The organism is Gemmatimonadaceae bacterium (assembly GCA_020846935.1).
In the GTDB taxonomy this organism is placed as follows: Bacteria; Gemmatimonadota; Gemmatimonadetes; order Gemmatimonadales; family Gemmatimonadaceae; genus RBC101.
The window spans coordinates 150,598-177,207 of sequence record JADLCY010000008.1 but is presented as its reverse complement, the minus strand read 5'-3'; the positions used below and the strand labels follow the sequence as shown (position 1 = coordinate 177,207).

The following is a 26,610-nucleotide window of genomic DNA, read 5'->3' as shown; positions in this document are numbered from 1 at the left end:
TTGCATCGCCTCGGTGTGTTTCCGGAGCTCGGGACGCGCTTCAAGACGACGAACCTGATCGAAAGTGTGATGGCCCGCGTCGAAGCGCGGACACGTCGCGTCTCGAGCTGGCGCTCGAGTGATCAGCGGCGGCGCTGGTGTGCGGCCAGTCTCCTGCAGCTGGAGGCGCAGTTCCGCTGTGTGAAAGGCGTAAAGCATCTGCCCTTGCTGCTGCGCGCCTTGCGCGCCAGCCTTCCCGACACCCACGCCGCAGCATGAGCGGCATCACGAGGCACTCACCTGAATTGCAACTGACTTGGGGACGCACCCGAAAAGCCGGGGCGATTCAGGATCAGGTTTCGGGGGTCACGTCAGTACAGCTCAAGTTTCGCCAAGGTCAACAAAATGTACTGGATGAAGCCTACCGGCCGGTGTGAACGCTATGGTTGTATCGGCGCGGTAGGTTGCTGCTGTATCACTTGGCGCGCGGAAAGAACACTCAACCATTCCCCCAGTAGCGTTCATCAGCTCGGAGGGCAGATACAATGACACTGACGCTCGACCTGTCGCCGCGACTGCTACGCTGATCCTGATCGCCGCGGCGGGACAGATAACCATGACGTTGATGTTTGGCACAAGAGTGCCAGTGCGGCTTCTAACGCTGAGGGCAATGGTTGCGTTGCCCGTTACCTCAGTGTTCTGAGGAGAACGAGAGCACGCGCCAAGGCAAAGTGCCAGCAAACAGCAAGACGGTCGCACGTTTCACCTCCGGAACAGTGGTGCCCCTCCCCCTGCGAGACGAGCGTGGCGCATCGAGTAGGCCAGGCAGGGTCGTACATCAGAATCCGCGTCCATTGGCGAGCTGCGTCACTACGGCAGCGCTCTACCTAAAGGGAAGACCGATCCGCCTAGTAGTGTCGAATGTACATCGAACTGGTCCAGTAGTAGGGCGGATGGCCGGTCACTGAAGTGCTAGCATTGCACGACGGGCTCATGCCGGACTGGATCCACTCCGTATACGAGGGCACTGCAAACACCTGGCCGTACAGCGGGATAAGCGACCAAGCGCCTCCAGCGTCGTATGACTTCGCGAAAACGTTCTGAAATGTTACGCGGTCGTATGGAAACTGAGAGCATGTCGTAAGGCCGTAGACCTCGACCGCGCCGCCGATCAATGTGACGTATGAGCGGTTATCGTAGTACTGATAGGTAGTGCTTTCGCTGCTATGCGTAATGTTCTGAATCGACACAGTCCAACAGTTGTTACTTGGTGAGTACGCACAGGGATAGTCGCTGTACCCAACAACGACGACATAAAGAGAATCATTCGCATGTACGGTGCGTGGGGTACTATGGAAGCAGTTTGAGCCAAAATCACACGACCAACCTGCCACCGTCCAGTAAGCGCCACCGAATGCGCTGTTATTGCCGTACTGAAGCACAGGTTGAAGGATTACAGAGCTTGCTCCGCCAGACTGTAACGCAGGGAATGTGTAATAGGTCTTGTTCGGAGTAGAATACGAGGACGAAGGTGCGGGAGGCACTCTCAGATACGCTTCGACGTAGCTGAACAGAGTGTCACCGTCAGGATTGTCAGCCAAGAATGCGAAGTAGCCGTTGATCGTTAGTCGAGCACCCTTGCGGAACCTATCCGCCTCCACACGACCCTCGCGGCCGAACGTCTCACGGGCCGTAGCCCCTCCGCCGCGAAGAGGCAGAACAGGGTGCGGACAGGGAGGTATCGTCCTCACGAGCCCGTCGTGTTGAACTATGCGCTCCCCATTCCCTACAAATTCAGTTGCTTCAACGGCATATACGCAGGACTCGTGGTAGAGACCGTTTGGCGTGACAACGTACCCTAGTGGCTTAACTGTGTACTGACCGCCGCCGCCTGAAACGATGTCGGCGGACTCAGCCTTCTGAAGGCTCGAGACGGGTGCGTCTCGCGTACAACCTACCAGTAGCCAGATAGGCGTGACCAAAGCAACTACACTGCAGGTAGAGGTCGCCATGAGAACACAATCGCGGTTAGCGTAGGCTGAGAAGTGGCCGGCTCTCTGATAAGGATTGGGGCGAGATAAGTGGATCGGCGGGCAGGTTAGGCAGCCCTGGCGAGCGGCTGCGGGATCGGGGGAACAGCGGGTTGAACGTGAGCGAAGTCGACCACTCTCGCATGGGGTGCTCCAGCGGTAGGACATCTCCTCCGTACCAGCGTCACCGTCCTACATTTATTCGCTAGGGAAGTCCTGGCAAGGGCGCTGGTGTTCTCGCAGCCCAGAGACTCCGTTACCCGGGAGCGTTGCAATAGCGCACTGAGCTGTACCGGGGGTTGAGCCCTCCCCGATTTCGTGGACACCTCACGCACCCTAGCTTCGGGGTGGAGGTGTTCGATGACGAAAACAGGCCACGGCAGTCGCAAGGAGCGGCACGCACGCCGCGCGTTTAGCCCGGAGTACTAGTGGACTGTAACTGAAGTTGCGCTGATGGGGACGTAGGTGGTATTACGGGCCATGTTCACGTCGCCCTATCCGCTCGCGCTGTCCGCGGTCGAGCGCGAGGAGCTCGAGGCCATGCGCCGCTCGCGCACGATCGCGGCGGGCTGGCGCAGCGGGCCCGCGTGATTCTCGCCTTGGCCGAGGGCGAGTCCTATCCCGTGCTGTGCGCCCGCTTGGACGTGAGTACGACCACGCTCACCCGCTGGCGGAAGCGCTTTGAACAACAGCGGATTGCCGGCCTGCACGATGCGGCGCGGAGTGGGCGGGGCGATCGGCTGAGCGTCGCGCTGGAGGCGAAGGTCCTGGCCCTCACCCAGCAGCCCCCGCCCGCCCCGCTCACGCACTGGACCACCCGGACCTTGGGCGCGCGGTTGCGCGTGAGTCACATGACGGTGCAGCGGGTGTGGCGACGCGCCGGGCTGCAGCCCCATCGCCTCGAGCGCTACGTGGCCAGTCCCGACCCGGACTTCGAACAGAAGGCGGCAGATGTGATTGGGCTCTACCTGAATCCCCCGGCGCATGCGGTGGTGTTTTGCGTCGACGAGAAGACCGCGATCCAGGCCCTCGATCGGCGCGAGCCCATCCTGCCCCTCTCGCCCGGTCGCGCGGAACGCCACGGCTTCGAGTATGTCCGGCATGGGACGCTCTCCTTGTACGCCGCGCTCAACGTGGGCACCGGCGTGGTGGAAGGCATGACGGCGACCCGGCACACCAGCGCCGACTTCGTCGCCTTCCTCGATCGCGTGATCGCCACCCAGTCGCCGCGGCGCGAGATTCATCTGATCGCCGACAACCTCTCCGCCCACAAGACCAAGGCGGTCACCGCGTGGCTCGCCGACCATCCGCGGGTCCATCTACACTTCACGCCCACCTACAGCTCCTGGCTCAACCAGGTGGAACTGTGGTTTGCCAAGATCGAACGCGAGTGCATCGCCCGCGGCATCTTCACCTCCACCGCGGATCTGCGGCGCAAGCTGATGCAGTACATCCGCACGCACAACAAGCACTGCCATCCGTTTGTCTGGAGCTACTCCGATCCCACACACCGGATTCGTAGCCACGCAACTTGAGTTACAGTCCACTAGCAGGAAGCAGTGCGGTTGGTGCACGAGCGCCGGCAGTCGGGAGCGAGTCTGGCGCAGGTGGCGCGGGAACTCGATGTGCGGGCCGATCTGCTGCAGCGCTTGCGCCGCGAGGTGGCGGTGCTGCGGCAGGAGCAGGCCTTCGCAAAAAAAGTGGCGGTGAACTCAATCGGTCGTCGCTACACCTAACGAGGAAGGTGTGCGATGGGACGGACTGGAGTACGAAGGTCGAGGGCCGCGTCGTGTTCTGGGCGGCGATCGCGCGTGGCCTGTGCCCGGGCGGCTGTCACCGCGCCGCGCGTGTCCCGGGCGGTCGGAACGCGCTGGTTTCGCCAAGGTGGAGGATGCCACCCGCCCACCTCGGGCCCTCCGCGGCGCCGCGCTCCGGGCGCGTTCTCTCGTTCGCTGAGCGGGAGCGGCTGGCCTTGTGGCGTGCCGAAGGCCTTGGCGCGCGCGATGGCGCCCGCCGGCTGATACGCGCTCCGTCGACCGTCGCGCGGGAGCTACGTCGCAACGCAGCGACGCGGGACGGCGCCTTCACGCGCCGCGCCAACCTACCCCGACCGGTGCTCGGCGCGCGTCTTCGCCGTTGAGAGGTAGCCCGGTTCGAGCTCGAGCAGGTTGGCGATCTTGCGCGTGAGGTAGTGCTCGTGTTCGGCGATCTGTCCGTCGGCGAGTACGAGCCCCCACATGATCTCGGCCAGCACCATCTTCTGGCCGACGTCATAGTTCTCGCGGAGCACGCGCGTGAACTGGAAGTGGTCGACCGCGTGTGCGCGTTCCTGCTGGCAGATGTCGATGAGGGCCTTGCCGGCCTCGGGGTTCAGCGAAAAGTGCCGGGCAAGGACGTCCTCGAGGTGCGCGCGCTCCGATGCACTGAACTCACGGTCGGCGTGCGCGATGTCGAGCAAGAGGGCACACGCGGCCACGTGTACCGGATCGATCGGCGCGGTGGAGGCAGGGTCGGCGCGCGTTTCGGCGGTGCGCCCCTGAAGGAGTGATCGGATGGCGTCGAGTATCATCAATGAGTTGGTATCGCGCTGAAACGAAAGGCGCGTTGTGGAACGATGGCGGCGGAACGCTTCAGCGATTCCGCGATGATCTCATCGCACGCATCGCCAGCAGTGACTCACGTGTGACCCGATGGCTACAGCGGGCGACCGCTGTGGAAACCGGAACCGTGCGTGCGCTCCAAAGTTGCCGTGCGGACACGGATGTGGCGAGATCCGCGTGGCCGGCGCCGTGCCCGGATACAACAGAGCCCGGCCCGTGCGAGGGGCCGGGCTCTGTGTCTCAGGACTACTTGCTGAGCGCGAGCGGGGTGACCGTGAGGTCGACGTTGTGGGTCACTCGAATGCCGTAGAGGCCATCGAGTGACTTGAGCTTGTCGGCGCTGACGAGAGCGGCCGCATCGAAGCTCTCCACTTCCGTGCCGTTCACCAAGCAGCTCGCCTTGCCCCCGCGGACACGCCAACCGATTTCGTTGGTGGCCACGCCGTTCACGGCCTTGCGGATCGCCGCGTTTTCAGTCGGCTTGGTCAGGGTAACCACGTTGGCACCGTGGAAGAACTTCACCGAATACTTCCCATCCGCGTACACGATGCAGTAGGCGTACGTCTGGTTGTCGGTATCGAGATCGGCTCCACCGATGAAGATGCCGTACGAATGCGGATGGCCGGGGTCGTGCTTGTTCTCCGTGAACGACGCCTTCACCTCGTAGTTGCCGCTCGCCTTGTTTGCGTCGTTCCAGTACGTAGCCGCGGGCCCGATGGTGAGGTGCAACTTGCCGCCGCTCAACGCGAACTTCGAGTCATTCACTGTCTTGCCCTGACGCGCCGCGCGCGCGTCGACCTTGCCCTTCCAGCCCGGGGCCGAAATGCCGCCGCCAGCGACGCTGCGATCGGCGTCCTGCGCCAACGCCGCGGGCGCGGCCACCGCGATGAGGAGAAGGGCAACAGAGAACCTGCGCATGAGACCTCCATGGGGTTGGATGGCGACAGATCGGGGGAGAGTTCGGTCGCGACCGCGGGAAACTCGTCCGCTTTGCACCGGGAATCCAGTGAGACGGTCGCACGCTGACGGCCCAAGTAACCCGGTCGGGTTGCCGAGTTCCGAACGCGGGTCCGCGTGCGCGAGCGGCCGTGGCTTGACCAAAGCCTCCCAGGGGTTGTATCTCTCAATCCGCATACACGGATATATGACCACGGCGTCTACCCACCTCAGCACGCTCGCCGACCCGACCCGGAGTCGACTGCTGCTCGTGCTCGAGAGGCACGAGCTCACGGTGGGGGAACTCTGTGTCATTCTTCAACTTCCGCAGTCGACCATCTCCCGGCACCTCAAGGTCCTGGGAGACGACGGATGGGTCAGTTCGCGTGCGGACGGCACCAGCCGTTTCTATAGGATGACCGACCCGACGGGAGAGTGGACGCGCAGGCTCTGGGAGGTCGTCCGAGACGACGTTGAACGTTCCTCAGCCGCCGCGCAGGATCGCGCACGCGAAACGACCGTTGTCGCCGATCGCCGCCGCCGCTCCCGCGAGTACTTCTCCACGGTCGCCGGCCAATGGTCAGAGGTGCGCCGAGCGTTGTTCGGCTCGCAGGTCGACCTGCACGTCGCACTCGCGCTGCTGGACCCGACAAGCACCGTGGGCGACCTCGGGTGCGGCGAGGGTCAGTTTGCGGAACGTCTCGCGCCGCACGTAGCGCGCGTGATCGCCGTCGACGCATCGGTGGAGATGCTGGCCGCGGCCCGCGGTCGCCTGGCGGCGTTTCCCAATGTCGATGTCCGACAGTCAGACCTCGAGCGACTCCCCATCGAGGCCGGCACGCTCGACACCGCGATCTGTTCGCTGGTGCTGCACTACGTCGCCGAACCCGGTCGTGTGCTCGCCGAAGCATGGCGCGCACTTCGACCGGGCGGGCGTCTGCTCATCGTAGACATGACTCCGCACGACCGCGATGAACTGCGGCACACGATGGGCCACGCCTGGACGGGCTTTTCGGAGCAGCAACTCCGTGCCTGGACGGGCGAAGCCGGCTTCTCGAACGTTCAGCTGCGCACGCTGCCGAGCGACGCAGACGCCATGGGGCCCGCGCTGTTCCTGCTCACTGCGGTCAAGCCGTAGACACACTCGTTCAAACCTGTCGCACTCGCTCCGCACGCTCACCCGTCACACACCAATGACCTCGACCCTGCGTCCCCAACCCGGTTCCACGTCCCCGCTCGATCGTGCCGCCTTCAAGGTGAAGGATCTCTCGCTTGCCGAATGGGGCCGGAAGGAGATCCGGCTGGCGGAAGTCGAGATGCCGGGCCTGATGGCGCTGCGCGCCGAGTTTGGCGCTAAGAAGCCCCTCGCCGGCGCGCGCATCATGGGCTCGCTGCACATGACCATTCAGACGGCGGTGCTCATCGAGACGCTCGTTGAGCTGGGCGCCGACGTGCGCTGGGTGTCGTGCAACATCTTCTCCACGCAGGATCACGCGGCGGCCGCCGTGGTCGTGGGACCGAAGGGCTCACTCGAGCATCCGACCGGCGTGCCGGTGTACGCGTGGAAGGGTGAAACGCTCGAGGAGTACTGGTGGTGCACGGAACAGGCGCTTATGTGGCCCGATGGTGCGGGTCCGAACATGCTGCTCGATGACGGTGGTGACGCCACCCTGCTGATCCACAAGGGTGTCGAATACGAAAAGGCGGGCGCCGTGCCGGCGTTCAATGCCTCAGTTGACTCGGAGGAGTGGGGCGTGATCCTTCAGCTCCTCGGCGCAGAGCTCACCGCCAACCCGGGCCGCTGGACCAAGGTGGCCGCCGCCATCAAGGGCGTGACCGAAGAGACGACTACGGGCGTGCATCGCCTGTACGAGATGATGAAAGCCGGCACGCTCCTCTTCCCGGCGATCAACGTCAACGATTCGGTGACCAAGTCGAAGTTCGACAACCTCTATGGCTGCCGGCACTCGCTCACCGACGGCATCCTGCGCGCGAGTGACGTGATGCTGGCCGGCAAGGTGGCCGTGATCTGCGGCTACGGCGATGTGGGCAAGGGATGCGCGCAGGCCCTCCGCGGCCAGGGAGCGCGTGTCATCGTCACGGAGATCGATCCGATCTGCGCGCTGCAGGCGGCCATGGAGGGCTACCAGGTCACCACGCTCGACGATGTGCTGGCCACCGCGGACATCTTTGTCACCGCGACGGGCAACATGAAGATCATCACCGTCGAGCACATGAAGCGCATGAAGCACAACGCCATCGTCGGGAACATCGGCCACTTCGACAACGAGATCGACATGGCCGGACTCAAGACGCAGGGCGTGACCCGCATCAACATCAAGCCGCAGTTCGACGAATACGTCTTTCCCGACGGGCACTCGGTGCTGATCCTCGCCGAGGGTCGCCTGCTCAACCTGGGTTGCGCTACGGGCCACCCGAGCTTTGTGATGTCATCGTCGTTCTCGAACCAGGTGATTGCGCAGATCGAGCTGTATGGCAACACGAGCGCATACGAAAAGAAGGTGTACGTGCTGCCCAAGCACCTGGACGAAAAGGTCGCTCGGCTTCACCTCGCCAAGCTTGGCGTAAAGCTCACCACGCTGACGGCTGAGCAGTCCGCATACATTGGCGTGCCGGTGGCGGGTCCCTACAAGCCCGACCACTACCGCTACTAGAGGCCTGCAGCGGGCAGGTAGGCACAGACGAAGAAAAACGGGGAGCGCGTCATCGACGCGCTCCCCATCTTCATTCCAGTCGCCGACCGGAGACTACTCTTCTCCGTCCGACTCCTCGGCGGCGTCAGCAGCCGCTGACTTGGCGGCTGCGACGGCCGCTGGCGGACGCCCGCGACGGTACGCAGGAACACTGGGCTGGGCGCGCTTGACCAGCAGATCCGCGTACCACGCCACGATCTTCGGGCGAACCTTGGCCGGCGTGTCGCCGGATTGGGCGCGGAACGGGGCGTAGCGCTGGCGGTCGGCAGCGGATGAGACGCTGAACCACCACCAGGCATCAGACTGGTCTTTGCCGGTCGGGCTTTCGAGGCAGCAGGTGTACGTGACGCCACCCTCCTCGAACTCGAACATCGACGAAATCTTTGGAGCGGCCACTGGAAGGTTCCTTGAAACTGGACCCCTAAACCTAGCGGATTCTGGTCCGAACTGTGACTCTGCCGTAGAAGTCGGCAGCCGGTTCCGCCGTGCAACGGTAGGTGGAGGCGTCTCCAAACATCCAAGTCACAGTCACTTACGGAACAAAACGTTTCGGGCTGATCACCGCAGCCAAGCGACCCTGCGGATCCCCGCCGTCTGAGCCATGGAGCCGAGGCTGAGCGGCGCGCCAGCCGCGAACCGCGGCAAGTGCTACCTGGAGCCGAACCGGCCCGACCCCCGCCACGGGCAGGACACGCGCCCCAAATTCCTGGAGCCGCCGGCCAAAACACTGGTGGAGCTCGGTGCGTGCCTCGGGCTGGTCTCGCACCCCGTCCGCCACCCACGCCAGGTCGACATCACACAGCAGATAGAGCGCGCCCAGGCGCCGCTGCGCTTCGGTCCACACCCATCGGGGGCAGCTCCCGTAGTAGTGCTCGGCGTACACCGTCGTGCTGAGCAGGTCAGTGTCGAGAACCACGTCGGCGAGGGAGGGTTGCTCCGAAAGGATCGCGTCCTCTCGTGCGGCCTGTCCACGGCCGATCGGTTCGACATCGGCTGCGGTGAGTTCGGAACGCGAGGCCGCGTAGTCACGCGCGTATTCAGGGACCCAGATCGTGTGGAGCGACCTGGCGAGGTCGCGCGCGAGCGTCGTCTTGCCGGTGCTCTCGGGCCCGGTGACGACGATGCGGCGGGTCATCGCACGGGCCCGAATGGGCCAACGCCGCGAGGCGCACCGCGCGAGCTCACGCGGTCACCAGAGCCTCGGTGGTCATGCCACGCTTCCACGTGCGCCACCCGACGACGGCGAGCACAAGAAAGACGGCATAGAGCGCGGCCGTGAGATACAGGCCGCGCGACAGGAACGTCGGGACGTACACGAGGTCGACCGCGATCCAGATGGCCCAGTTCTCCAGCACCTTGCGCGTCATCAGCCATTGCGCGCAGAGCGAGGTCGTAGAGAGCAGCGAGTCGAGCCAGGGGAGCACGGCATTGGTGTGTCGCGCGAGCATCGCCGCCAGCGCTACCCACGCGATCGCGTTCACCGCCAGGAGCGCGATCCACATCCGGGCGCTCGCCCGCGAGACACGCAGCGTGGTGCGCCGGGCACCGCCGAACTTCCACTGGTACCAGCCGTAGCCCGACAACACGAAGTAGATGACCTGCAGCCCCATGTCGGCGTAGAGCCGTGCCTCGAAGAACACGACGGCATAGAGGCCGACGTTCACCAGTGCCGTCGGCCAGCTGAGGATGTTCTCGCGCGCACCAAGGTAGACCGCAATGACGCCGAAGGCGGCGGCGAAGGCTTCGAGGGGAGACACGGACTCAAGCTAGCAGGCCTCGGGCAAACCGTCCTGCCGGCGGGAGGCCGATCAGCGCGCTCGGATGCGCACGATACGGTCGTCTTCACCGCGAGGGCTGCCGCGGCCGTCGCGATTGCTGGTGCCGAGGTACACCGTGCCGTCCGGTGCCACGAGCACGTCACGGAGGCGGCCATGCGTTCCGGCGAAGAGCGTCTCGCGTCCGGTCACGCTGCGTCCGTCGGCCGACAGGGTGAGCCGGTACAGCGCCTCACCCTTGAGCGTGGTGAAGAGCAGGCTACCGGTCCACTGCGGGATGCGGGTGCTGCCGTAGTAGTCGATGCCCGCGGGCGCGATGGTCGGTGTCCACATCGCCAGGGGCGTGGCCACGTTGTTGGCCTGGCAGAACGGCACCTCGGCCGGCCCGGCGTCGCCATCGCACGCGCCGCGCACGTTCGGCCAGCCGTAGTTGCGGCCCACCTCGATCCGGTTGACCTCATCGTTGTCAGAGGGCCCGTGTTCGGTCGCGTAGAGTGCTCCACCGGGAAGGAAGACGAGGCCCTGCGGGTTCCGGTGTCCGTAGCTGAACACGGCGTTGCCGAACGGATTGCCAGGTGCCGGCGCGCCAGTGAGGATCAACCGCAGGATCTTGCCGCCCAGGGAGGCACGATCCTGTGGCAGCGACGTGTTGGAGGCGTCGCCGAGCGTCACGTACAGCAACCGGTCGGGCCCGATGGCCAGGCGCGCACCGTTGTGAATCGAGCTGCCGGGGAGATTGTCGAGCAGCACCTCAGGCGCTCCGAGGGCGGTCGACGACGCGGCGAGACGCACGACGCGATTCCGCACGCCGGCGTTGGATGTGTAGGTGTGGGCGACGTAGATCCACGGCTGCCCATTGGCAAAGTCGGGATGGAATGCCAGGCCCATGAGCCCGCCCTCGCCGATTTCGCTGACCGCCACACTGCCCATACGTGTGACCGCGCCCGAGGCTGGGTTCACGCGCGAGATCTGTCCGCCGCGCTCCGTCACCCAGATCGTGTTGTCGGGGGCCCACGCCAGATCCCAGATGGTGTCGAACCCGCCGACGAGTGTCGTGACGTCGAGGTCGGATGGTTGCGTGGGGCCGGGCGACGCCGGGGCGTCATTGCCGCCGCAACTTCCAAGGAGCGCCATGCCGACCAGGGTCGGCAGGATGGCGCGGCGCATCGCGAAGCAGGAGGCGAAAGCGAGAGTCATGGTGGTCACGTCGGCGGGAATTGCCATAGTACGTCCCATATGTACCTTGCCGCGCCGTGACGGTGCACACGAGGAGGGGCAAGCCGGAGGGTGAGGCGGGCGCGACGAGGGGGCCGCCCGGCGTCGATTGGATGCCGGCCCGGGCTGTTCTGCTGACGGGTGTCTGGTGCTGTGCCCAGGCATGCGCGCTGACGCCACGCCCAGAACCCGCCCCTACGCCAGCCGATTCCCTGGTGGCGCGACAGCGTCTTCAGGAGGCGACGCAGACGTACTGGCGCCTCGTGCTGCCGTCGCGCCCTGACCTTGCCGCGACCGTGGGCCGGCCCATCGAAGCGCTCGTGTCGCCGGTGCTGAGCGCCGATGACCACTCGGCCAGTCGGACCGCGATCCGCGTGATCGATCAGCTCGAAACCGTCGACGCGCGCGCTCTCTCTCCCACCGACTATGCCACGATGCAGACGTTGCGCTGGGAGGTCGAGTCGGCGGCAGAAGCGCAGGCGTTTGCGTCGATCGACTTCTCGCTGCTCTCACCGGCACGGAGCGCCTTGCGCGTTCCGCTGGAGGTCTCGACGCGCCTCGAATTCGCGAGCACGATGGACCTCGACCGCTACCTGTTCCTGCTGGATGGCATCGCGTTCTGGCTCCTTGACGCGCGCAACGCCCTCGAGCTGCGTGCGCGCGATCAGGCCTTTGCTTCACGCGACGCCGTGCGGGCCTTTCGGGGTCTTCTCGACTCGCTACGAGCCGTGGTTCGACGCGGCGAGCTCCGTATTGGCGACGACCGGCTGACGGCCATCGCCCCCGCGCACGTGGCGCAGTTCCGGGGAGAAGAAGCGCGGGCAATCACGGAGCAGATCGGCCCAGCCATCGATTCGCTCACCGCGTATCTCGGGCAATACGAAGCACGCAGCATGCTCAGGCCCGGGCTGTGGCAATATCCGGGTGGCAAGGAGTTCTATCGACACCTCCTGCGGCGGCACCTGGGCGTGGAGATCGAGCCGGAGGATGCCCACCGCGTCGGTCTCGCCGAGGCCAGACGCATCGACTCGCTGCTCATCGCTGTGCGGCGGCGACTCGGGTGGAACGGCTCGGTGGCCGCGTTCCATGATTCACTCCGGCAGCTGCCGGCGTTTGCTCCCGTGTCCGCCGAGAGCGCGATGGCGCACCTACACGCCACACTCGCCGCGATGCGCGATTCCATCGTCACACGGATCGATGCTCCGCTGAGCCAGACCCCCGACATTCGCATGGCGACGCCGCTCGAACAGCTCCTCGATCCCGAGGGACTGGTGCGCCCGCCGCGCAACGTTGGCGAATCGGCGCGAGTCACCATCACGCCAGCATGGCTGAGCGTCGAGTCGCAGCTCGAAGGCCCGAGTCGTGTGATGCGGTGGGTATGGCCCGGCGCCGCCCTGGCGATGACGCAGAGCTACGCGCACGACACGCTCAACCCGATGCTGCTGCTGCATCCTTCGCGTGCCACGCAGGAGGGATGGGCGGAATACGCGGCGTCGCTCGCCGGCGAACTGGGCGCGTACGTGAACCCGCTCGACGCGTACGGCCGACTGATGCACGAGGGATGGAATGCGGCGCTGCTCATCGCGGACACCGGCATTCACTACCTCGGGTGGACACCGGAGCAGGCGCTGGCGGTGCTGCGGCCCTTTTCATTTGCCGACGACTCGACCCTCCGGGCGCGTCTCGTCGATCAGGTGATCCTGGCGCCGGGGCGAGCAGGTGCGAGCGCAATCGGCGCGCGCGAGATCGCGGCGCAACGCGCGTGGATCCGGGGAACGCTCGGCCCCGCCTTCGACGAGCCGAGTTGGCACGCGGCCGTGCTCGCGCTCGGGCCGGTGCCATTGCCCGTCATGGCGAGCTATCTCGAGTGGTGGGCATACGACGTCGGTCGACGACAGGCCGAGCTCAAGGCGGTGCGCACGCCGTAGTCGAGCGGGGGCTTCGCAATGGCCGAGATCGTGGTCCAGCCAAGTCGCGAAGCAGCTCGCAAGCGGCGCTCGCCGCGCGAGCCGTACCACCATGTGTGATGAGGGCGCATTCACTCGGCCGGCTCGGCTCGCTGCGCGTGTTGCGCCACACCCTCGCGGACCGTCCTGCAGGCGGAAGTTCACGGGCCCACAGGAGCGGTTGTCTGACAGATTCGTCGCAGGCGTCCGGCGCGGACGGGGGACTCGAGCGTCACATGTTCACGCCAGGTCACGTCGCCGCCCTGGGCGGTGGGCGCTATCGGGTGTGCGTGATGATCGGCACGCGCGCCGAGGCGATCAAGCTTGCGCCGGTGATCCGTGAGCTCGAACGCCACCGGCGGACCGTGCAGGCCATCGTCGTGACCACGGCGCAGCACCGCGAGATGCTGGCGCAGGCTCTCGAGGCGTTCGGCATCCTGCCTCAGGTGGACCTTGGCCTTCTCACGACGCGCGCGCAGCTCGCCGACTTCACGTCGCGGGCACTGCTCGCGATGACGAGTTGTTTCGTGGAGCTGCGACCGGACCTGGTGCTCGTGCAGGGCGATAACTCGACGGTGCTGGCGGCTTCGCTGGCGGCGCACTATCTCGGCATTCCGGTGGGTCACGTCGATGCCGGGCTGCGATCCTCGAGCCTGCGCACCCCGTTTCCCGAGGAACTGAACAGACGGCTCGCGGCCGTGGTGGCCGATCTGCATTTCGCGCCGACGACCTACGCGCGCGACAACCTGCTGCGCGAGGCGGTATCCCCCGATCACATCGTGGTCACCGGCAACACCGTGCTCGACGCGATCCGGCTCATGCCGAGACGTGCAGTGTTCGACGAACCCGACCTCAACGTGCTGCCATGGGGGAAGCGCCGAGTGGTGACGGTCACGATGCACCGTCGCGAGAGCCTGGGCGAACCGCTCACGCACGTGTGCCATGCCCTCGCGGACCTGACCGCCATGCACGGCGATCTGCAGATCGTCGTACCCGTGCATCTCGATCCCCGCGTGCGTGACGTGGTAGTCGGTACGCTCGACGGTGTCCCTCGGGTCACGTTGGTGGAGCCCGTGGGATACGCCGACATGCTCGAACTGCTGCGTCGTTCGGAGTTCGTGATGACGGACGCGGGTACCGTGCAGGAAGAGTGCGCCGCGCTCGGCCGTCCGGTGCTTATCCTGCGGCGGTCCTGCGATCGCCCGGAGGTGGTGGCGTCCGGCTTTGGAAAGCTCGTGGGTACGGAGACGCAACGCGTGGTGAACGCGGCAACGCGCTTGCTGGACGACCAGCGCGAACTCGATCGCATGGCCGAGGGGGATCCGCCCTACGGTGACGGCCTCGCCTCGGTGCGCATCGTCCAGACACTGATGAGCCGCGCGCCGCGTCACGCTGGCGGTTCGCCGGTCGCCGAAGGGCCGGCGGTCCTGCCGCCCCGCCGCGTCGTCGAGCCCTGAGCAGCAGGCTGTTAGGTCATGCGCGCGCCTGGCCGCCGCGCCCTCGCCTCAAGCCTCAGGCTCCTCAGCCCTAAAAGCGATGCGGCACCAGGATCCCCGGAGATCCTGGCGCCGCATCGAACATCAGCGAGCGTATTCCGCTCGCCGGCAGCAATAGTACATACGCACCGTCGTTTGCGAAAGTAGAAAGTCGCACTCGCCGACGAAATCAGCGCGCGTCGGACGGACCCGGACATGCACTCATCGGGTGGCCAGCAACTGCGATGCGATGCGGTCGGCGCGGTCCCACGGCGCCGCCTCGCTGCGATTGGTGAGCACCACGATCGTCAGCTGCTGAGCGGGAAACCGATACACGATGTTGGTGAAGCCGCGCGTTTCCCCGTGATGTCGCCAGCGCGTGGTACCCTCGAACGGCTCGATGAACCAGCCGAAGCCGTAGGTGGTGGGCGTTCCATCGGAGAGCACGAACGGCGTCGTGGCCTCGCGCCACAGGGTGTCGGGGATGAGCCTGCCCGCATCGAGTGCGCGATACCAGCGGGTGAGATCGTCGATCGAGGAGTAGATGCCACCGTCTCCGAGCACCGCACTCGTGTTGCTCTGGTCGGTGCGTCGCACCGTGTCACCGCGCACCTGATGGCCATACGCCCGGTGCGCCACCGTGCTGCGGCCCGCTTCGTAGGCGACGGTGTTCGCCATGCCCAGCGGGGCAAAGATGCGCTCCCGCTGTACGTCGGCATACCGTTGGCCGGTCGCGCGCTCGACGAGCAGCGCGAGCAGCGCGTACCCCGTGTTGGAGTAGCGCCATGCCGAACCCGGGGCGAAGTAGAGGCTCTCGGCTCGGGTGCGCACGAGGTCGTACGCATCGGCGTCGGACACCTGACGCACCTGGCTATCCGGTACGAAGTCCTCGTAGTCGTGGAGACCTGAGGTGTGGGTGAGCAGGTGCCGGATCGTCACGCCGCGGGCATACGCAGGGAAGCCGGTCAGGCGCGTCGAGACGGAATCATCGAGCGTGAGTCGGCCGTCAGCAACGAGCTGGAGGATCGCCATGGCGGTGAACTGCTTCGACACGCTGGCCAGGCGATAGTTCGTCTCCGGTGTGGCGCGCACCGCGGAGTCGACATCGGCGAGGCCATACGCGGCGCGCAGGATGACCGAGTCTCCGCGCATCACCAGCACGCTGGCGCCGGGCATACCGGGGCGATCGAAGTCGGTGAAGAGCGAGTCCACGAACGTCATCAGGGGTGGCACGGGTGGGCGATCGGTCGCGCAGCCGGGCACGAGTCCGCCGGCGATGACGAGCACCACGGCGGTGGCACGACGGGCCCTGCAAGGGGTGATTGGCACCAGTGGTGTGGACAGGGTTCTGGCGCGGAACTGTCCTCCCGGAGATGGGTGACTTGCCCACGGGAGAGGACGAAAGCGCGCCGACTCCGGGGATTTATCGTGGCACGCTTCCTTCCAATAGGGTCAGGGAACGCCCGGTGCTGCCGGGTGGAACCGGAACCGGAAGGAGGGTCCATGCGCCGTCATTGGTCTGCTGCACTCATCGCGGTCGCCGCGCTCAGCGCGCGGTCGGAGGCCGCGGAACGAAACTACACCATCCGCGGCGACGGATGGTTTGACGCGCGATCAGAGCGATTCGGTCGACTCCCGATGCGTGAAGCGCGACTGACGCTCCGGGACGATGGTGCGTTTGCCGTGACGCTGTTCGTGCGCAACGAACGGTACCTCGTGCGTGGACGCTGGGATCGGCGCGGCCGGCCGGGCCTCCAGCGCATCGACATCAGCGATGCGTTCGGCCGGCGCGCGAGCGGCACCGGGTCGCTCGTGTACAGCGGTTGGCGCGACCAGCCGGTGCGGCTCGAACTCGAAGGGCGCACGGGCGACGGCGACTTTCGCGCGTCCATTGCGGCGCTCGATGCACGTCGCGACGAGGACGATGACGACCGATTCGACTTCGACCTCGGGAACGGAACGCGCCTGAGGCGCACGATCGCCACCACGGTGGACGGCACCGGGACGCTGCGCCTGTCGGGCATCAGGGACGGCCGCCTGGGCACGCTGCGTCTGCGGCTGGAGCGTGATCGTGAGGCGCGGCTCGAGTTCGGCGAGCCGACGCGGGGCGAGGTGCGCGCCGAAATCACCGACATTCGTGATCGCCGGATCACGCTGCGGGTGCGCGAGGTGTTCGGTCGCCGGGCGAACGGCGAGCTGGTGGTCATGATGCGAGACCGTGAGCAGGTCGACCGCATCAACGGCTCGGGCGGCAGCGACGGCGGTAGCTGGCAGCTCGACTTTGACGCGCGCAACCGGCGGAGCGATGACTGGAACGGTGGATGGGGCAACGACCGCGACTGGGGCGACCGTGCGGACCTCAGCATGCGCGGCACGGGCTGGCTGCGCCAGGATCTCGGGCCCGCGCTTCAATTCGACCGCGTGCGCGTGATCCTGGGTAGCGACCGCGACGCGGAGATCGCGCTCGACGGACGCGGCACGACCATCCGGCTGCGCGGGCGGGTCTCGGGGTACGGGAACACGCTGCGCGTGGATCTCACCGATGTGAACGAGCTGCGGGCGACTGGCGTGGTGGAGCTGCGTCGCGATGGCAACCGGCTGCGTTCGCTGGAGGGCGAGGGCCGAACGCGCCTGGGTCGCTTTGAGGTCCGGTTCGGTCGTTGATCGGCGCCTAACGCGGCACCGCGCGGCGCCCGCGCGCCCTCTCGCGTCTCCGATCGGGAGCCGTGGGAGGGTGGTCTGGGCGCCGCTGCGGCGTCCTACGCGCCGACGCGGCCGTCGAGCTGCTGGATGGTCTTTGTCGAGGGGCGGCGCGAGCGCTGCAGGCGTGCGGCGACCCGCTCCGCCTCGGTGAGCACGCGCAGCACGTTTTCGCCGGCGAGCTTGCGCAAGTCGGCTTCGCTCCAGCCGCGACGCGACAGCTCGGCGAATAGGGCCGGGTACTTCGAGACGTCTTCCAGTCCCTCCGGCAGGTCCTCGACACCGTCGAAGTCAGAGCCGATGCCCACGTGATTCACTCCGGCGAGCTTGCGCACGTGTTCGATGTGGTCGGCCACGTCGGCAATGGTGGCCCGTGGCGCCGGATGCTCGCGGTCCCAGGCGTCCAACTCACGGCGCAGGGCCGTGGAATCGCTGCGGAACTGCGTCTGGAGCTGCGTCTGCCGCGCGCGGCGCGCGGCCGCGTGGTCCACGACCTTCTGCGAGAGGAAGGACGGCACGAAGGTGATCATCACGACGCCACCATTCTTCGGCACGCGACGCAGGATCGAGTCCGGCACGTTGCGGGGAACGTCGGTAATGCCGCGCGCACACGCATGCGACCAGATGACCGGCGCCTCGCTCGTGGTGAGCGCGTCGCTCATGGTCGACGGTGAGGTATGCGCGAGGTCGACCAGCATGCCGAGTCGATTCATCTCGTGGACGACTTCTTCGCCAAAGCGCGTGAGGCCGCCGCGCAACTGCTCACCGTTGGCTGCGTCTGCCCAGTCGAGCGTCACGTTGTGCGTGAGCGTCATGTAGCGCACGCCCATGGCGTAGTACGCACGCAGTGCGCCGAGGGAGTTCTCGATGGCATGGCCGCCCTCCATGCCCAGGAGCGACCCGAGGCGCCGGTTGGCGAACGCACGTCGCACGTCGGCGGCGGTGAGCGCCGGCTGGAACACGGTCGGATACTTCCGGAACACGCGCTGTGCGATGTCGATCTGTTCCAGCTGGATCTTCGCGTACCCGGAGTCCTTCACGTCGCCGGGGATGTAGACCGACCAGAACTGTCCGCCGAGCATGCCCTGCTTGAGTCGCGGGATATCGGTATGGCCGGCCGTGCGTTTGGTGAGGTCGTAGGCGTCCACGTCGCGGGGGGCTCCCGGCGCGGTGCGGATGGCCCATGGGAGGTCGTTGTGCCCATCGATGAGCGGCGTGGTGCGCAACACGCGCATGGCCTTGGCCAGGTGGGGATCCTGTGCCTCCGCCGGCAGGGCCAGCAGAACGAGGCATGCGGCAACGAGCAGGCGGGGCATGTGCATGATGGTGGCGTCTGAGGTCGGAGCGGGGAGGGAGCGGAACCGCTCCGTATCCTACTCCCGAAGCAACGGACTATTCCACCTCGACCTTGAACGCCGGCGCCACGGTGGAATAGCCGGTCGCGATCAGTGCGGCCGACACGAAGTAGGAGCCGGGCGGTACTCGCGCCGGTGTCCCGGGTGGGTTGAAGTCGTAGCCTCCGGTCCAGATCGCCGTAAAGGTCTGCGATCCGCCGAGCGGCAGGTTGAGTCTTGACCCCACCGGGAGGCAGCCCGGTCGCCCGTCGCGTGGCGTGACGATCTCTCCGGCCTGCGACCGAATGGTGAAGTACACCTGGCAGGGCGTCGGGAAGTTCAGCCGAACCGCGCCATCGACGTTGTTCGTGACTACGACGCGCAGCGTGTCCGCCTGGCCGGCCCGGAGTACCTGCGTCGAGACGGACAGCGAGATCGACACCGGATCGGTGCCCAGCTTGGCCACCGTGGGTTCCTGATGACAGGCGAGCGAGGCGGCGGCGAGTGGTGAAAGGAGGCGAGCGCGCATGGCCCGCAAACTATCGGGGCCATGGCGCGTCGGTAACGGCACGGGACGAGCCGTGAGGTAGCCGCCCCTGGCGAGGGCTCCCACGCCCTCGTCGCCCCCGAGACCGGCCGGTCGCCGGGGAACGCTATCGGGCGCGACCGGTCGCCCGTTTGCGATGCCGCTTTGGGTCGGTAGGCTTGATGGGCTTGCGGGCCCCGGGTACCCACGACCACGTGCGGCCAGTGCGAGCGAGCGAAATGGCCGCGGGACTCACGCCCCATTTGGCCGCGAGCCGCGCATACGGCTGGTGATCGTGCTTTCCGGCCCGCAGGGCCTTCACCTGCGCCAGCGTGAGCTGTGCGGAGGGATGCTTGCTGCCCTTGGGGAAGCCGGGCGACGCTCCGCGCTTTGGCGCCCGGCGCTTCGTCGTGGCGGGCCGCCTGCGGCGGCTCCTCGTCGCATCGGATCCTGGTCTGCGCTTGCGGGAGGCCATGATGTGGGGCGTGGAAGGGTGAACGTTCATGTGTGTGCCTTACCAATAGCGCAGCTGGGAACGCAGGGCAATGGGGCAGGGCGTGCCGGCGCCCACCTAACGATCACCTGCAACCGCGCTCCGGAGCCGTCGGTGGCCCCCGCGCACGCCGCCCGACCATTCGTGAACTCCAATTCACGGTCCACGGCGCCGGTCGGTGCGCCCCGGGCTCCGGCCTCCGGTCGGGCGTCGGGCTCGGCCCATCCCGCCGGACTGGTGGCGACGACACCCGCTCGGTAGCCTCTCCTCGGCGGCACCTGCGACCCGAGCAGCCGGCGACGATGTACACCACCTGCACGTTCTGCTACGGACCGCTCGGCACGAACACCGTGCTCGAGACGTTTCGTATCGCGCGGCGGGTCGCCTTTGACCCCGGCCGCGGATGCCTCTGGGCCGTGTGCCCCCTGTGCGCCCGCTGGAACCTCGCCCCGATCGAGGAACGCTGGGAAACGCTGGACGAATGCGAGCGGAGATTCCGCGCGACGAGCCTGCGCTACTCATCGGGGAACGTTGGTCTCGCGTGGCTCCAGGGCGACCTCGACCTCATCCGTATCGGGCCGGCCCTGCGTCCCGAAGTCGCGGCGTGGCGCTACGGGCGCATGCTCACCAGGCGTCGGCCCCGCGACGCGCGCGCGTTAGGCGGCATGGCCGGCCTCGCCGTGCGCGGCCTGCGACGCCTCCTCGCGGCCACCGGACCGCATCGCACCGGAGCACGCCGCGCCCTCGCCGACGTCGTCCTCGGCGTGTACGGCCACCGGGTCGCGGATGTCGTGCATCTGCCAGCGGCGAACGCTCCATCCACGGACCTTCCGGTGGCGATCATCAGGCTCCGACACCTCGTCGGGGCCAGCCTCATGCGCCCCGAACCCGGGAGACCCTGGTCGCTCGCCGTACCGCATGACCAGGGAGTGCTTACGCTCGAGGGTGAAGCCGGCGTGCGTACCGTCGCGCGCATGCTTGCCGTCATCAATGGTACCGAACGCGGGCGCGGCTTCTCGCACGACCTGCTCACCGCGGCGGTCGCGAAGGTCGAGGAGTCGGCGCGGCCCGACAGCTACTTCAATCGGGTGCTCACCATCGCGCTTCGCTCCTCATGGGGGCGCGAAGACGCCGATGTGTCGCCCGTCACAAACGTGGAAATGCTCGAGCTGGCCACCAGCGAAACCGAACGCCTGGCGTGGCGGCTCACGGGACGCACGTTCTGGGGGCGCGGAGGGATCGGCAGCGATCCCGCTACGACGTTGCTCGACGTACCATTGGTAGATCGTGTTGCGCTCGAAATCGCCGCCCATGAAGAAAGTGAGCGTCGTGCCATGGAAGGTGAATTGGCCGACCTCGCCCAGGCGTGGCGCGAAGCAGATGAGATCGCCACGATCGCGGACGCACTCCTCGGCACCTGAACCTTCCGGCACGCCCCTCTCGCTGCGCGCGCGCCGCTGGCTGTCGCTCCTCGCGAACGCCGCGCTGATCGCCTGCGGGAGCACGGACTCCACCCCTACACCGCCACCGCCAGTACCAGCGCTTGCGCTGACGCTCTCGTCATCGGCGGTCACGCTGCACGCCGGACAGGAAGCGCTGGTGCAGGTCGTCCTCACACGCACCAACCTACCGGACGACGTCCGCCTCACGGTCAGTGATCTGCCCACCGGAGTCACCGGTGCCTTCACCATGTCCGTCCTGCCGGCGACGTCACTCGCGAGCACCCTCGTGCTCGCGGTGGACCGGACCGCGCGACCCGGCGCCTACACGGCGGTCATCACCGCGTCGTCGAGCCGCGTGAATGCGCAGGCACTTCCGGTCACGATCACGATCACGCGTGCCCCCGAGATCGTGCTCACGCCCAAGCCGGACTCCATTTCGGTGATCGCCGGAGGATCCGGCACGATCACGTTGGACATCGCGCGGTTCAGCTTTACCGGCCCGGTCGTGTTTGACACGGACGGCGCGCCGCCCGGTGTGCGCATCACCTTCCCGGATGCACCGGCCACCGGGAGCCTCGCTACTGCCGTCATCTCGGCGGGGCCCGACGTGCTGCCGGGCGTCTATGTATTGCAGCTGCTCGCGATCGGGCAGGGCATCCCTGAAGCCAGCGCGGCGTTGCGCCTGCGCGTGCTCTCGCCGTCGGTGGCGAGTCTCGGGATCGTGCTGACGCCGGCGCGAGTCACCGCGCGCCCCGATGCACCCGGAACGGCCGTCGTCACCATTCAACGGCGCAACTTCACGGGCGACGTGACGCTGAGCGCAGCCGGGTTGCCTGAAGGTGTGGTGGCAGTCTTCGCACCCATGGTGACGACGTCCGCGTCGGCGATGCTTACGCTCTTCGTGAGTCCGTCGACGCCACCCGGCTTCCATCCGCTCACGGTCACGGCGTCGGCGGACGGCGTACCCAGCTTCAGCACCAACCTCGACCTCGTCGTGGCCGGTGCGCCATCACTCGCGGCCATCGCCGTGCCGGAGTCCGTGACCGTGCAGGCAGGGAGCGGGAGCGGGACCGGGTCCCTGCGCCTCACGCGCACCAACCTCACTGCCCCGGTCACGCTCTCCGTGCTCTCGGCACCTGCCGAGGTGAGCGTCACGTTCGGGGAGAATCCGACGACCGGCGACACGGTTTCCGTCGGGTTCACCGCGAGCGCGAGCGCGGTGCCAGGTACCTATCTCGTCACCATCCGTCTCGCAGCCGCTGGCGTGGCGCCGGTGGACGTAACGTTCACGCTGACGGTGTTGCCGGCCGGGTAAGAAAGTTTCGCAGCAGCGCGTGTCCGTGTTCGGTGAGGATCGACTCGGGATGGAACTGGACGCCTTCGACGTCGAGCGTGCGGTGACGCAGTCCCATGATCTCACCATCGGCGGTCCAGGCCGTGACCTCGAGTTGCGCGGGGAGCGTCGAACGCGCGACAGCGAGTGAGTGATACCGGGTGGCGATGAACGGCGTGGGCAGTCCGGCAAAGACGCCGACGCCAAGGTGCTCGACGGGCGAGACCTTGCCGTGCATGAGTTCCTGCGCGTGGACCACCTGGCCGCCGAACGCCTGACCAATCGCCTGATGACCCAGGCACACGCCGAGCACGGGCACCCGCCCGGCGAAGCGCGTGATGACCTCGAGCGAGACGCCCGCCTGATCGGGCGCACATGGACCCGGAGAGACGACGACCCGCTCAGGGCCGAGGGCCAGCAGATCGTCCACCGGCATTTCGTCGTTGCGCACCACGCGCACGTTCGCCCCGAGTTCGCCGAGGTACTGGACGATGTTGAAGGTGAACGAGTCGTAGTTGTCGATCATGAGGATCATGGCTCAGGCCTCCCTGCGCGCTTCGAGTCCACGGGACGCCATTTCCGCGGCGCGCAGCAGCGCGCGGGCCTTGATGTTCGTCTCCTCCCACTCGCGCTCGGGCACCGAGTCGGCCACGACGCCGGCCGCGGCCTGCACGTGGAGGACGCCGTCCTTCACGACCCCGGTTCGAATGGCGATGGCCATGTCCATGTCGCCGTGGAACCCGAGGTAACCCGCGGCGCCGGCATACACGCCGCGTGCGACCGGTTCGAGCTCGTCGATGATCTCCATCGCCCGCACCTTGGGCGCGCCGGTCACCGTGCCGGCCGGGAACGTGGCGCGGAGGACGTCCACGGCATCGCGTGCGGCGGGGAGGCGGCCGTCGACGTTCGATACGCTGTGCATCACGTGCGAGTAGCGCTCGATGACCATCTGCTCCGTCACCCGCACCGAGCCCGTCTCGGCGATGCGACCGACATCGTTGCGACCGAGGTCGATGAGCATGACGTGCTCTGCCCGCTCCTTGGGATCGGCGAGGAGATCGGCGGCGAGTGCGGCGTCTTCGTCAGCCGTCGTGCCGCGTCGACGCGTGCCTGCAATCGGTCGCACGGTGATGCGGTCACCTTCCTTGCGCACGAGGATCTCCGGTGACGCGCTGACGATGTGCAGATCGCGGAGATCGAAGTACATCATGTAGGGCGACGGATTGAGCGTGCGCAGGCAGCGGTAGAGCGCCAGCGGCTCGGCGGCAAACGGGCGCGAGAACCGTTGCGACACCTGCACCTGCATCGCGTCGCCGTCGACGATGTAGCGCTTGGCCACGTCGACCGCGTGCAGGTACGCATCGCGGCTCGTGTTGGAGACGGCTTCGGCATCGGCCACGGCGAGGTGCGCGGGCGCTTCCAGCGGGCGTCGCAGCCGGTCCCGCAAGTGCTCCAGCCGCTCACGTCCGTGCCGCAGCGCCATCGGGTTGCGCGGGTCGACGAACACCACGAGGGTCAACGTTCCCGCCAGGTTGTCGACGATCGCGACTTCCTCCGACAGGAGCAGCACGGCATCGGGCGCGTCGATCGGATCGGGCTTGGTCGGTCGGGCGGCGAGCTTGCGCTCCACCCACTTCACCGCCTCGTAGCCGATGTAGCCCACGAGCCCACCGCAGAAGCGCGGTAGGTGCGGCACGGGAGCCACGGAGAACCGTGCGAGATAGTCTCGCACGAACCCGAGTGGATCCTCGACCGTGGCGCGTTCCGTCACGTTCTCGCCGTGCAGCACCTGCACATCATGACCTCGGACCACCAGGCGACTCGACGCCGGGAGACCGATGAACGAGTAGCGCGCGAATCGTTCACCGCCCTGGACCGACTCGAGCAGGTACGAGTAGGGCCCCGCGGCGAGCTTGAGATAGATCGAAAGCGGTGTCTCGAGATCGGCAAAGGTCTCGAGGACGAGTGGGATGCGGTTGTAGCCGAGGGCGGCAAGGCGCGCGAACTCCGCGTCGTGCATTTCGGGATGCTCCGGGGTGCTGAAGTCCGTGGTGGACTTCGTGGTCGAGAAGGCGTTCCGCGCGGTGATCGCGCGGTCAGACGGGTCGGGTCAGCGACGCCAGTGGCGTCTGCTGTCTCCGGAAGTTCCCGGTCGCCAGGTCTCGACGGTGTGGAGCATGGCAGGGACGATATGCGCCTCGGGCCCGTGGAGCAAGCGCGCAACGCCCACGCAACGCCACGGAAGGCCTGCGACGTGGAGATCGACCGCTCCCGGTCAGGTTTCCGCAAACGTCGCAACCGGAAGGCGGTGAGCTGATGACCGCTCCCTGACGTGCCGGCGCCAGTGTGGCCCCGCGATGCGCCTTAGCCGTTCAGGTTGTAGCGCATGATGCGTCCGTGCGGTCCCTCGCGGTCGCGTTCGAGTTCGTAGACGTCGCCCGGAGGGTGCCGTAGTTGGGCGAGTGCATCGGCCACGCGTTGCCGCTGGCCATCATCGAGCACGAGGTGCAGCGCGGCGAGGGAATCCTGGAGGTGCCCGGCGTGCCTTGCGCCGACGATGACGCCCGCGACGCCCGGTTGGTCGAGCACCCATCGAATGGCAACCGCGCCAATGCCGGTACCGTGCGCTGCGGCGACGTCGGCGAGCACGGCGAGCAGCGCCTGGAACGCGGCCCATCCGCCGCACTCCTCGATGATGAGGCGGTACTTCACCAGCGAGCGGTTTTCGAGGGGAAGGGTCGGGTCCGGCGCGCCGAGCCAGCGTTCGTGCATGAAGCCGCCGGCGAGCGCGCCGTAACACAGCAGCCCGATGCCGTGCTCGGCGCAGAGCGGCGCCACGGCGCGCGCCGGCCGGCGATCGAGCAGGGAGTACTGCACCTGGTGCGAGACGACGCCGATGCCCGCGTCCAGGATCGCCCGGAGCGGCGCGCTGGCAAAGTTGGTGAGGCCTATGTGCCGCACGAGTCCCTCGTCGCGCAACGCGCCTAACGCGCGCAGGGCGGCGATCGGGTCGCCGACCGTGAGGTCCCACCAGTGGAACTGGACCAGATCCAGGACGTCGACACCCAGGCGCTCGCGCGAGCGCTCGACGGTGCGGCGCAGGTCGGCCGGTGTCAGCGTGGTGAGCCGGTCGAGGTCGGGCACGCACTTGGTATGCACCTGCACGTCGTGCGTTGTCCGGCGCAGGTAGCCACCGAGCAGCGACTCGACGCCGGAGTAGATGTCGGCGCAGTCGAACGTGGTGATCCCCGCCTCGACGAACGCGTCCATGTCACGCCACGCGGCCTCCGGGTCCACGACGCCATGGCCCCCGGCCAGCTGCCACCCGCCCTTGAGCAGGCGGGAGATCGCATAGCCGGGGGCCAGGGAGACCCGCGGAACACTCACGGTGATCGCCGGCGAGTTCGTGACGCCGGCGATCGGTTGACGATCACTTGCTCCAGGGCGGGACCACGTTGTTGCTGCGAGCGTACGCGATCAGCTGACCCAGATGCTCGTGCAGATGCGTCGCGGTGAGGATCCACAGCTGTTGCCCGGTCATCTCCATGCCAAAGACCTTCTGCTTCGTGTTGAGGCTCGCCGGTGATGCGCCCTGCATCGCCTTCTTGAGGAACGCAAACGAGGCTTCCATTTCCTTCAGCGCCTGCGCGGGCGTCACCTTTCGTGACTCGTACGCCGAGACGGTCTTGTAGTCGTCGACCTTGATGCCCGTTGCGGCGGGGGCGGGCATGCCCGCACCCGCGGCGGGAATGAAGTAGTTGTCGCTTGCGACGTGCATCACGACTTCGCCGACCGAGCGGGTGCCTGCGCTGGGGCGCCAGCCGTACTTGTCCGCCGGAATCGCCTTGGCGAGCCCGGTGAGCTTTTCCTCGACCTCGGCCAGGTCGCGCAGCAGGTCGGGAATGAGCGTGGTGTTCTGGGCGCCGGCGGCGGCGCTGGTCAGAGCGACGGCGGCAAAGGCCAGCGCGAGAGAGCGGCGAAGCGTCATGGTCGAGTCCTTGTTGGGGCCAAGCGTGAAAATCTAGCCCGCCAGGTGGGCGATGCCATCGGTGCGTGGGAGCAAGGCGGCGCGAGTGGGGACGGGTCGCCGTTCACGCGTGACGGTGCCCGGG

24 protein-coding genes and 1 pseudogene are annotated in these 26,610 nt (G+C 67.0%); 11 read left to right on the top strand and 14 right to left on the bottom strand.

The features are described 5' to 3' along the window. The 4 genes and pseudogenes from IT361_10245 (at position 1) to IT361_10230 (ending at position 4,149) form a co-directional block, all read left to right on the top strand. Entirely contained in the window at positions 1-258 is a 258-nt protein-coding gene (locus IT361_10245) for a hypothetical protein (GenBank protein MCC6318058.1), read from the top strand. A 2,231-nt stretch (positions 259-2,489) separates the two neighbouring features. After that, a pseudogene (locus IT361_10240) lies at positions 2,490-3,544 on the top strand (IS630 family transposase). A gap of 24 nt (positions 3,545-3,568) precedes the next feature. Continuing rightward, positions 3,569-3,745 carry a hypothetical protein gene (locus tag IT361_10235; GenBank protein ID MCC6318057.1) on the top strand — a complete coding sequence of 59 codons (177 nt, stop codon included), beginning with the start codon at positions 3,569-3,571 and terminating at the stop codon, positions 3,743-3,745. A gap of 155 nt (positions 3,746-3,900) precedes the next feature. Further along, complete coding sequence (locus IT361_10230) at positions 3,901-4,149, top strand: helix-turn-helix domain-containing protein (GenBank protein ID MCC6318056.1); 249 nt, start codon at positions 3,901-3,903, stop codon at positions 4,147-4,149. Here IT361_10230 and IT361_10225 read toward each other — a convergent pair. Together IT361_10225 and IT361_10220 are read right to left on the bottom strand one after the other, a co-directional pair. Beyond that, entirely contained in the window at positions 4,111-4,578 is a 468-nt protein-coding gene (locus tag IT361_10225) for a TerB family tellurite resistance protein (protein ID MCC6318055.1), read from the bottom strand. The genes IT361_10230 and IT361_10225 overlap by 39 nt on opposite strands. Before the next feature lie 277 nt (positions 4,579-4,855). Further along, positions 4,856-5,527, bottom strand: a complete 672-nt coding sequence (locus IT361_10220) for a hypothetical protein (GenBank protein MCC6318054.1) — start codon at positions 5,525-5,527, stop codon at positions 4,856-4,858. Positions 5,528-5,753: 226 nt separating this feature from the next. Between IT361_10220 and IT361_10215 the strand changes: the two genes are divergently transcribed. Both IT361_10215 and IT361_10210 read left to right on the top strand, forming a co-directional pair. Continuing rightward, a complete protein-coding gene (locus IT361_10215; GenBank protein ID MCC6318053.1) occupies positions 5,754-6,683 on the top strand; it encodes a metalloregulator ArsR/SmtB family transcription factor in 930 nt (309 codons plus the stop codon). A 55-nt stretch (positions 6,684-6,738) separates the two neighbouring features. Then, positions 6,739-8,220, top strand: coding sequence for an adenosylhomocysteinase (locus IT361_10210; GenBank protein MCC6318052.1), 1,482 nt, complete (start codon positions 6,739-6,741; stop codon positions 8,218-8,220). Positions 8,221-8,313: 93 nt separating this feature from the next. On the opposite strand, the gene IT361_10205 is transcribed toward IT361_10210, so the two are convergent. The 4 genes from IT361_10205 to IT361_10190 all read right to left on the bottom strand — a co-directional run bounded on the left by IT361_10205 (position 8,314) and on the right by IT361_10190 (position 11,231). Beyond that, positions 8,314-8,655: a hypothetical protein gene (locus tag IT361_10205; protein ID MCC6318051.1), complete on the bottom strand. Its 342-nt coding sequence runs from the start codon at positions 8,653-8,655 to the stop codon at positions 8,314-8,316. Positions 8,656-8,791: 136 nt separating this feature from the next. Further along, positions 8,792-9,394 (bottom strand): ATP-binding protein, encoded by a 603-nt coding sequence (locus IT361_10200; GenBank protein ID MCC6318050.1) that lies wholly within the window; start codon positions 9,392-9,394, stop codon positions 8,792-8,794. Between the two features lie 46 nt (positions 9,395-9,440). Then, positions 9,441-10,016 carry a nicotinamide mononucleotide transporter gene (locus IT361_10195; protein MCC6318049.1) on the bottom strand — a complete coding sequence of 192 codons (576 nt, stop codon included), beginning with the start codon at positions 10,014-10,016 and terminating at the stop codon, positions 9,441-9,443. A gap of 51 nt (positions 10,017-10,067) precedes the next feature. Further along, positions 10,068-11,231: a PQQ-dependent sugar dehydrogenase gene (locus IT361_10190; GenBank protein MCC6318048.1), complete on the bottom strand. Its 1,164-nt coding sequence runs from the start codon at positions 11,229-11,231 to the stop codon at positions 10,068-10,070. 233 nt (positions 11,232-11,464) lie between these two features. On the opposite strand from IT361_10190, the gene IT361_10185 reads away from it, so the two are divergent. Next, on the top strand, positions 11,465-13,177 hold the full coding sequence (locus IT361_10185) for a DUF885 domain-containing protein (GenBank protein MCC6318047.1): 1,713 nt from the start codon (positions 11,465-11,467) through the stop codon (positions 13,175-13,177). A gap of 254 nt (positions 13,178-13,431) precedes the next feature. After that, a complete protein-coding gene (wecB, locus tag IT361_10180; GenBank protein ID MCC6318046.1) occupies positions 13,432-14,652 on the top strand; it encodes a UDP-N-acetylglucosamine 2-epimerase (non-hydrolyzing) in 1,221 nt (406 codons plus the stop codon). Positions 14,653-14,892: 240 nt separating this feature from the next. Here wecB and IT361_10175 read toward each other — a convergent pair whose 3' ends face one another. Continuing rightward, a complete protein-coding gene (locus tag IT361_10175) occupies positions 14,893-15,999 on the bottom strand; it encodes a beta-lactamase family protein (GenBank protein MCC6318045.1) in 1,107 nt (368 codons plus the stop codon). A gap of 174 nt (positions 16,000-16,173) precedes the next feature. On the opposite strand from IT361_10175, the gene IT361_10170 reads away from it, so the two are divergent. After that, positions 16,174-17,334, top strand: a complete 1,161-nt coding sequence (locus IT361_10170) for a hypothetical protein (GenBank protein MCC6318044.1) — start codon at positions 16,174-16,176, stop codon at positions 17,332-17,334. 95 nt (positions 17,335-17,429) lie between these two features. Here the strand turns inward: IT361_10170 and IT361_10165 are convergent, their stop codons facing one another. From IT361_10165 to IT361_10155, 3 genes are all read right to left on the bottom strand, one after another. After that, complete coding sequence (locus IT361_10165) at positions 17,430-18,686, bottom strand: dipeptidase (GenBank protein MCC6318043.1); 1,257 nt, start codon at positions 18,684-18,686, stop codon at positions 17,430-17,432. Positions 18,687-18,762: 76 nt separating this feature from the next. After that, entirely contained in the window at positions 18,763-19,233 is a 471-nt protein-coding gene (locus IT361_10160) for a hypothetical protein (protein MCC6318042.1), read from the bottom strand. Positions 19,234-19,357: 124 nt separating this feature from the next. Beyond that, positions 19,358-19,705 carry a hypothetical protein gene (locus IT361_10155; GenBank protein MCC6318041.1) on the bottom strand — a complete coding sequence of 116 codons (348 nt, stop codon included), beginning with the start codon at positions 19,703-19,705 and terminating at the stop codon, positions 19,358-19,360. 320 nt (positions 19,706-20,025) lie between these two features. Between IT361_10155 and IT361_10150 the strand changes: the two genes are divergently transcribed. Together IT361_10150 and IT361_10145 are read left to right on the top strand one after the other, a co-directional pair. Continuing rightward, a complete protein-coding gene (locus IT361_10150) occupies positions 20,026-21,144 on the top strand; it encodes a hypothetical protein (GenBank protein ID MCC6318040.1) in 1,119 nt (372 codons plus the stop codon). Then, positions 21,104-22,480, top strand: a complete 1,377-nt coding sequence (locus IT361_10145; GenBank protein MCC6318039.1) for a hypothetical protein — start codon at positions 21,104-21,106, stop codon at positions 22,478-22,480. The genes IT361_10150 and IT361_10145 overlap by 41 nt, the downstream gene beginning before the upstream one ends. Here the strand turns inward: IT361_10145 and IT361_10140 are convergent. The 4 genes from IT361_10140 to IT361_10125 all read right to left on the bottom strand — a co-directional run bounded on the left by IT361_10140 (position 22,452) and on the right by IT361_10125 (position 26,486). After that, positions 22,452-23,033: an aminodeoxychorismate/anthranilate synthase component II gene (locus IT361_10140; protein ID MCC6318038.1), complete on the bottom strand. Its 582-nt coding sequence runs from the start codon at positions 23,031-23,033 to the stop codon at positions 22,452-22,454. The genes IT361_10145 and IT361_10140 overlap by 29 nt on opposite strands. Positions 23,034-23,036: 3 nt before the next feature. Then, positions 23,037-24,518, bottom strand: a complete 1,482-nt coding sequence (locus tag IT361_10135; protein MCC6318037.1) for an anthranilate synthase component I — start codon at positions 24,516-24,518, stop codon at positions 23,037-23,039. 344 nt (positions 24,519-24,862) lie between these two features. Next, on the bottom strand, positions 24,863-25,885 hold the full coding sequence (locus IT361_10130; protein MCC6318036.1) for an aldo/keto reductase: 1,023 nt from the start codon (positions 25,883-25,885) through the stop codon (positions 24,863-24,865). Positions 25,886-25,928: 43 nt separating this feature from the next. Next, positions 25,929-26,486: a DinB family protein gene (locus IT361_10125; protein MCC6318035.1), complete on the bottom strand. Its 558-nt coding sequence runs from the start codon at positions 26,484-26,486 to the stop codon at positions 25,929-25,931. Positions 26,487-26,610 lie beyond the last annotated feature (124 nt).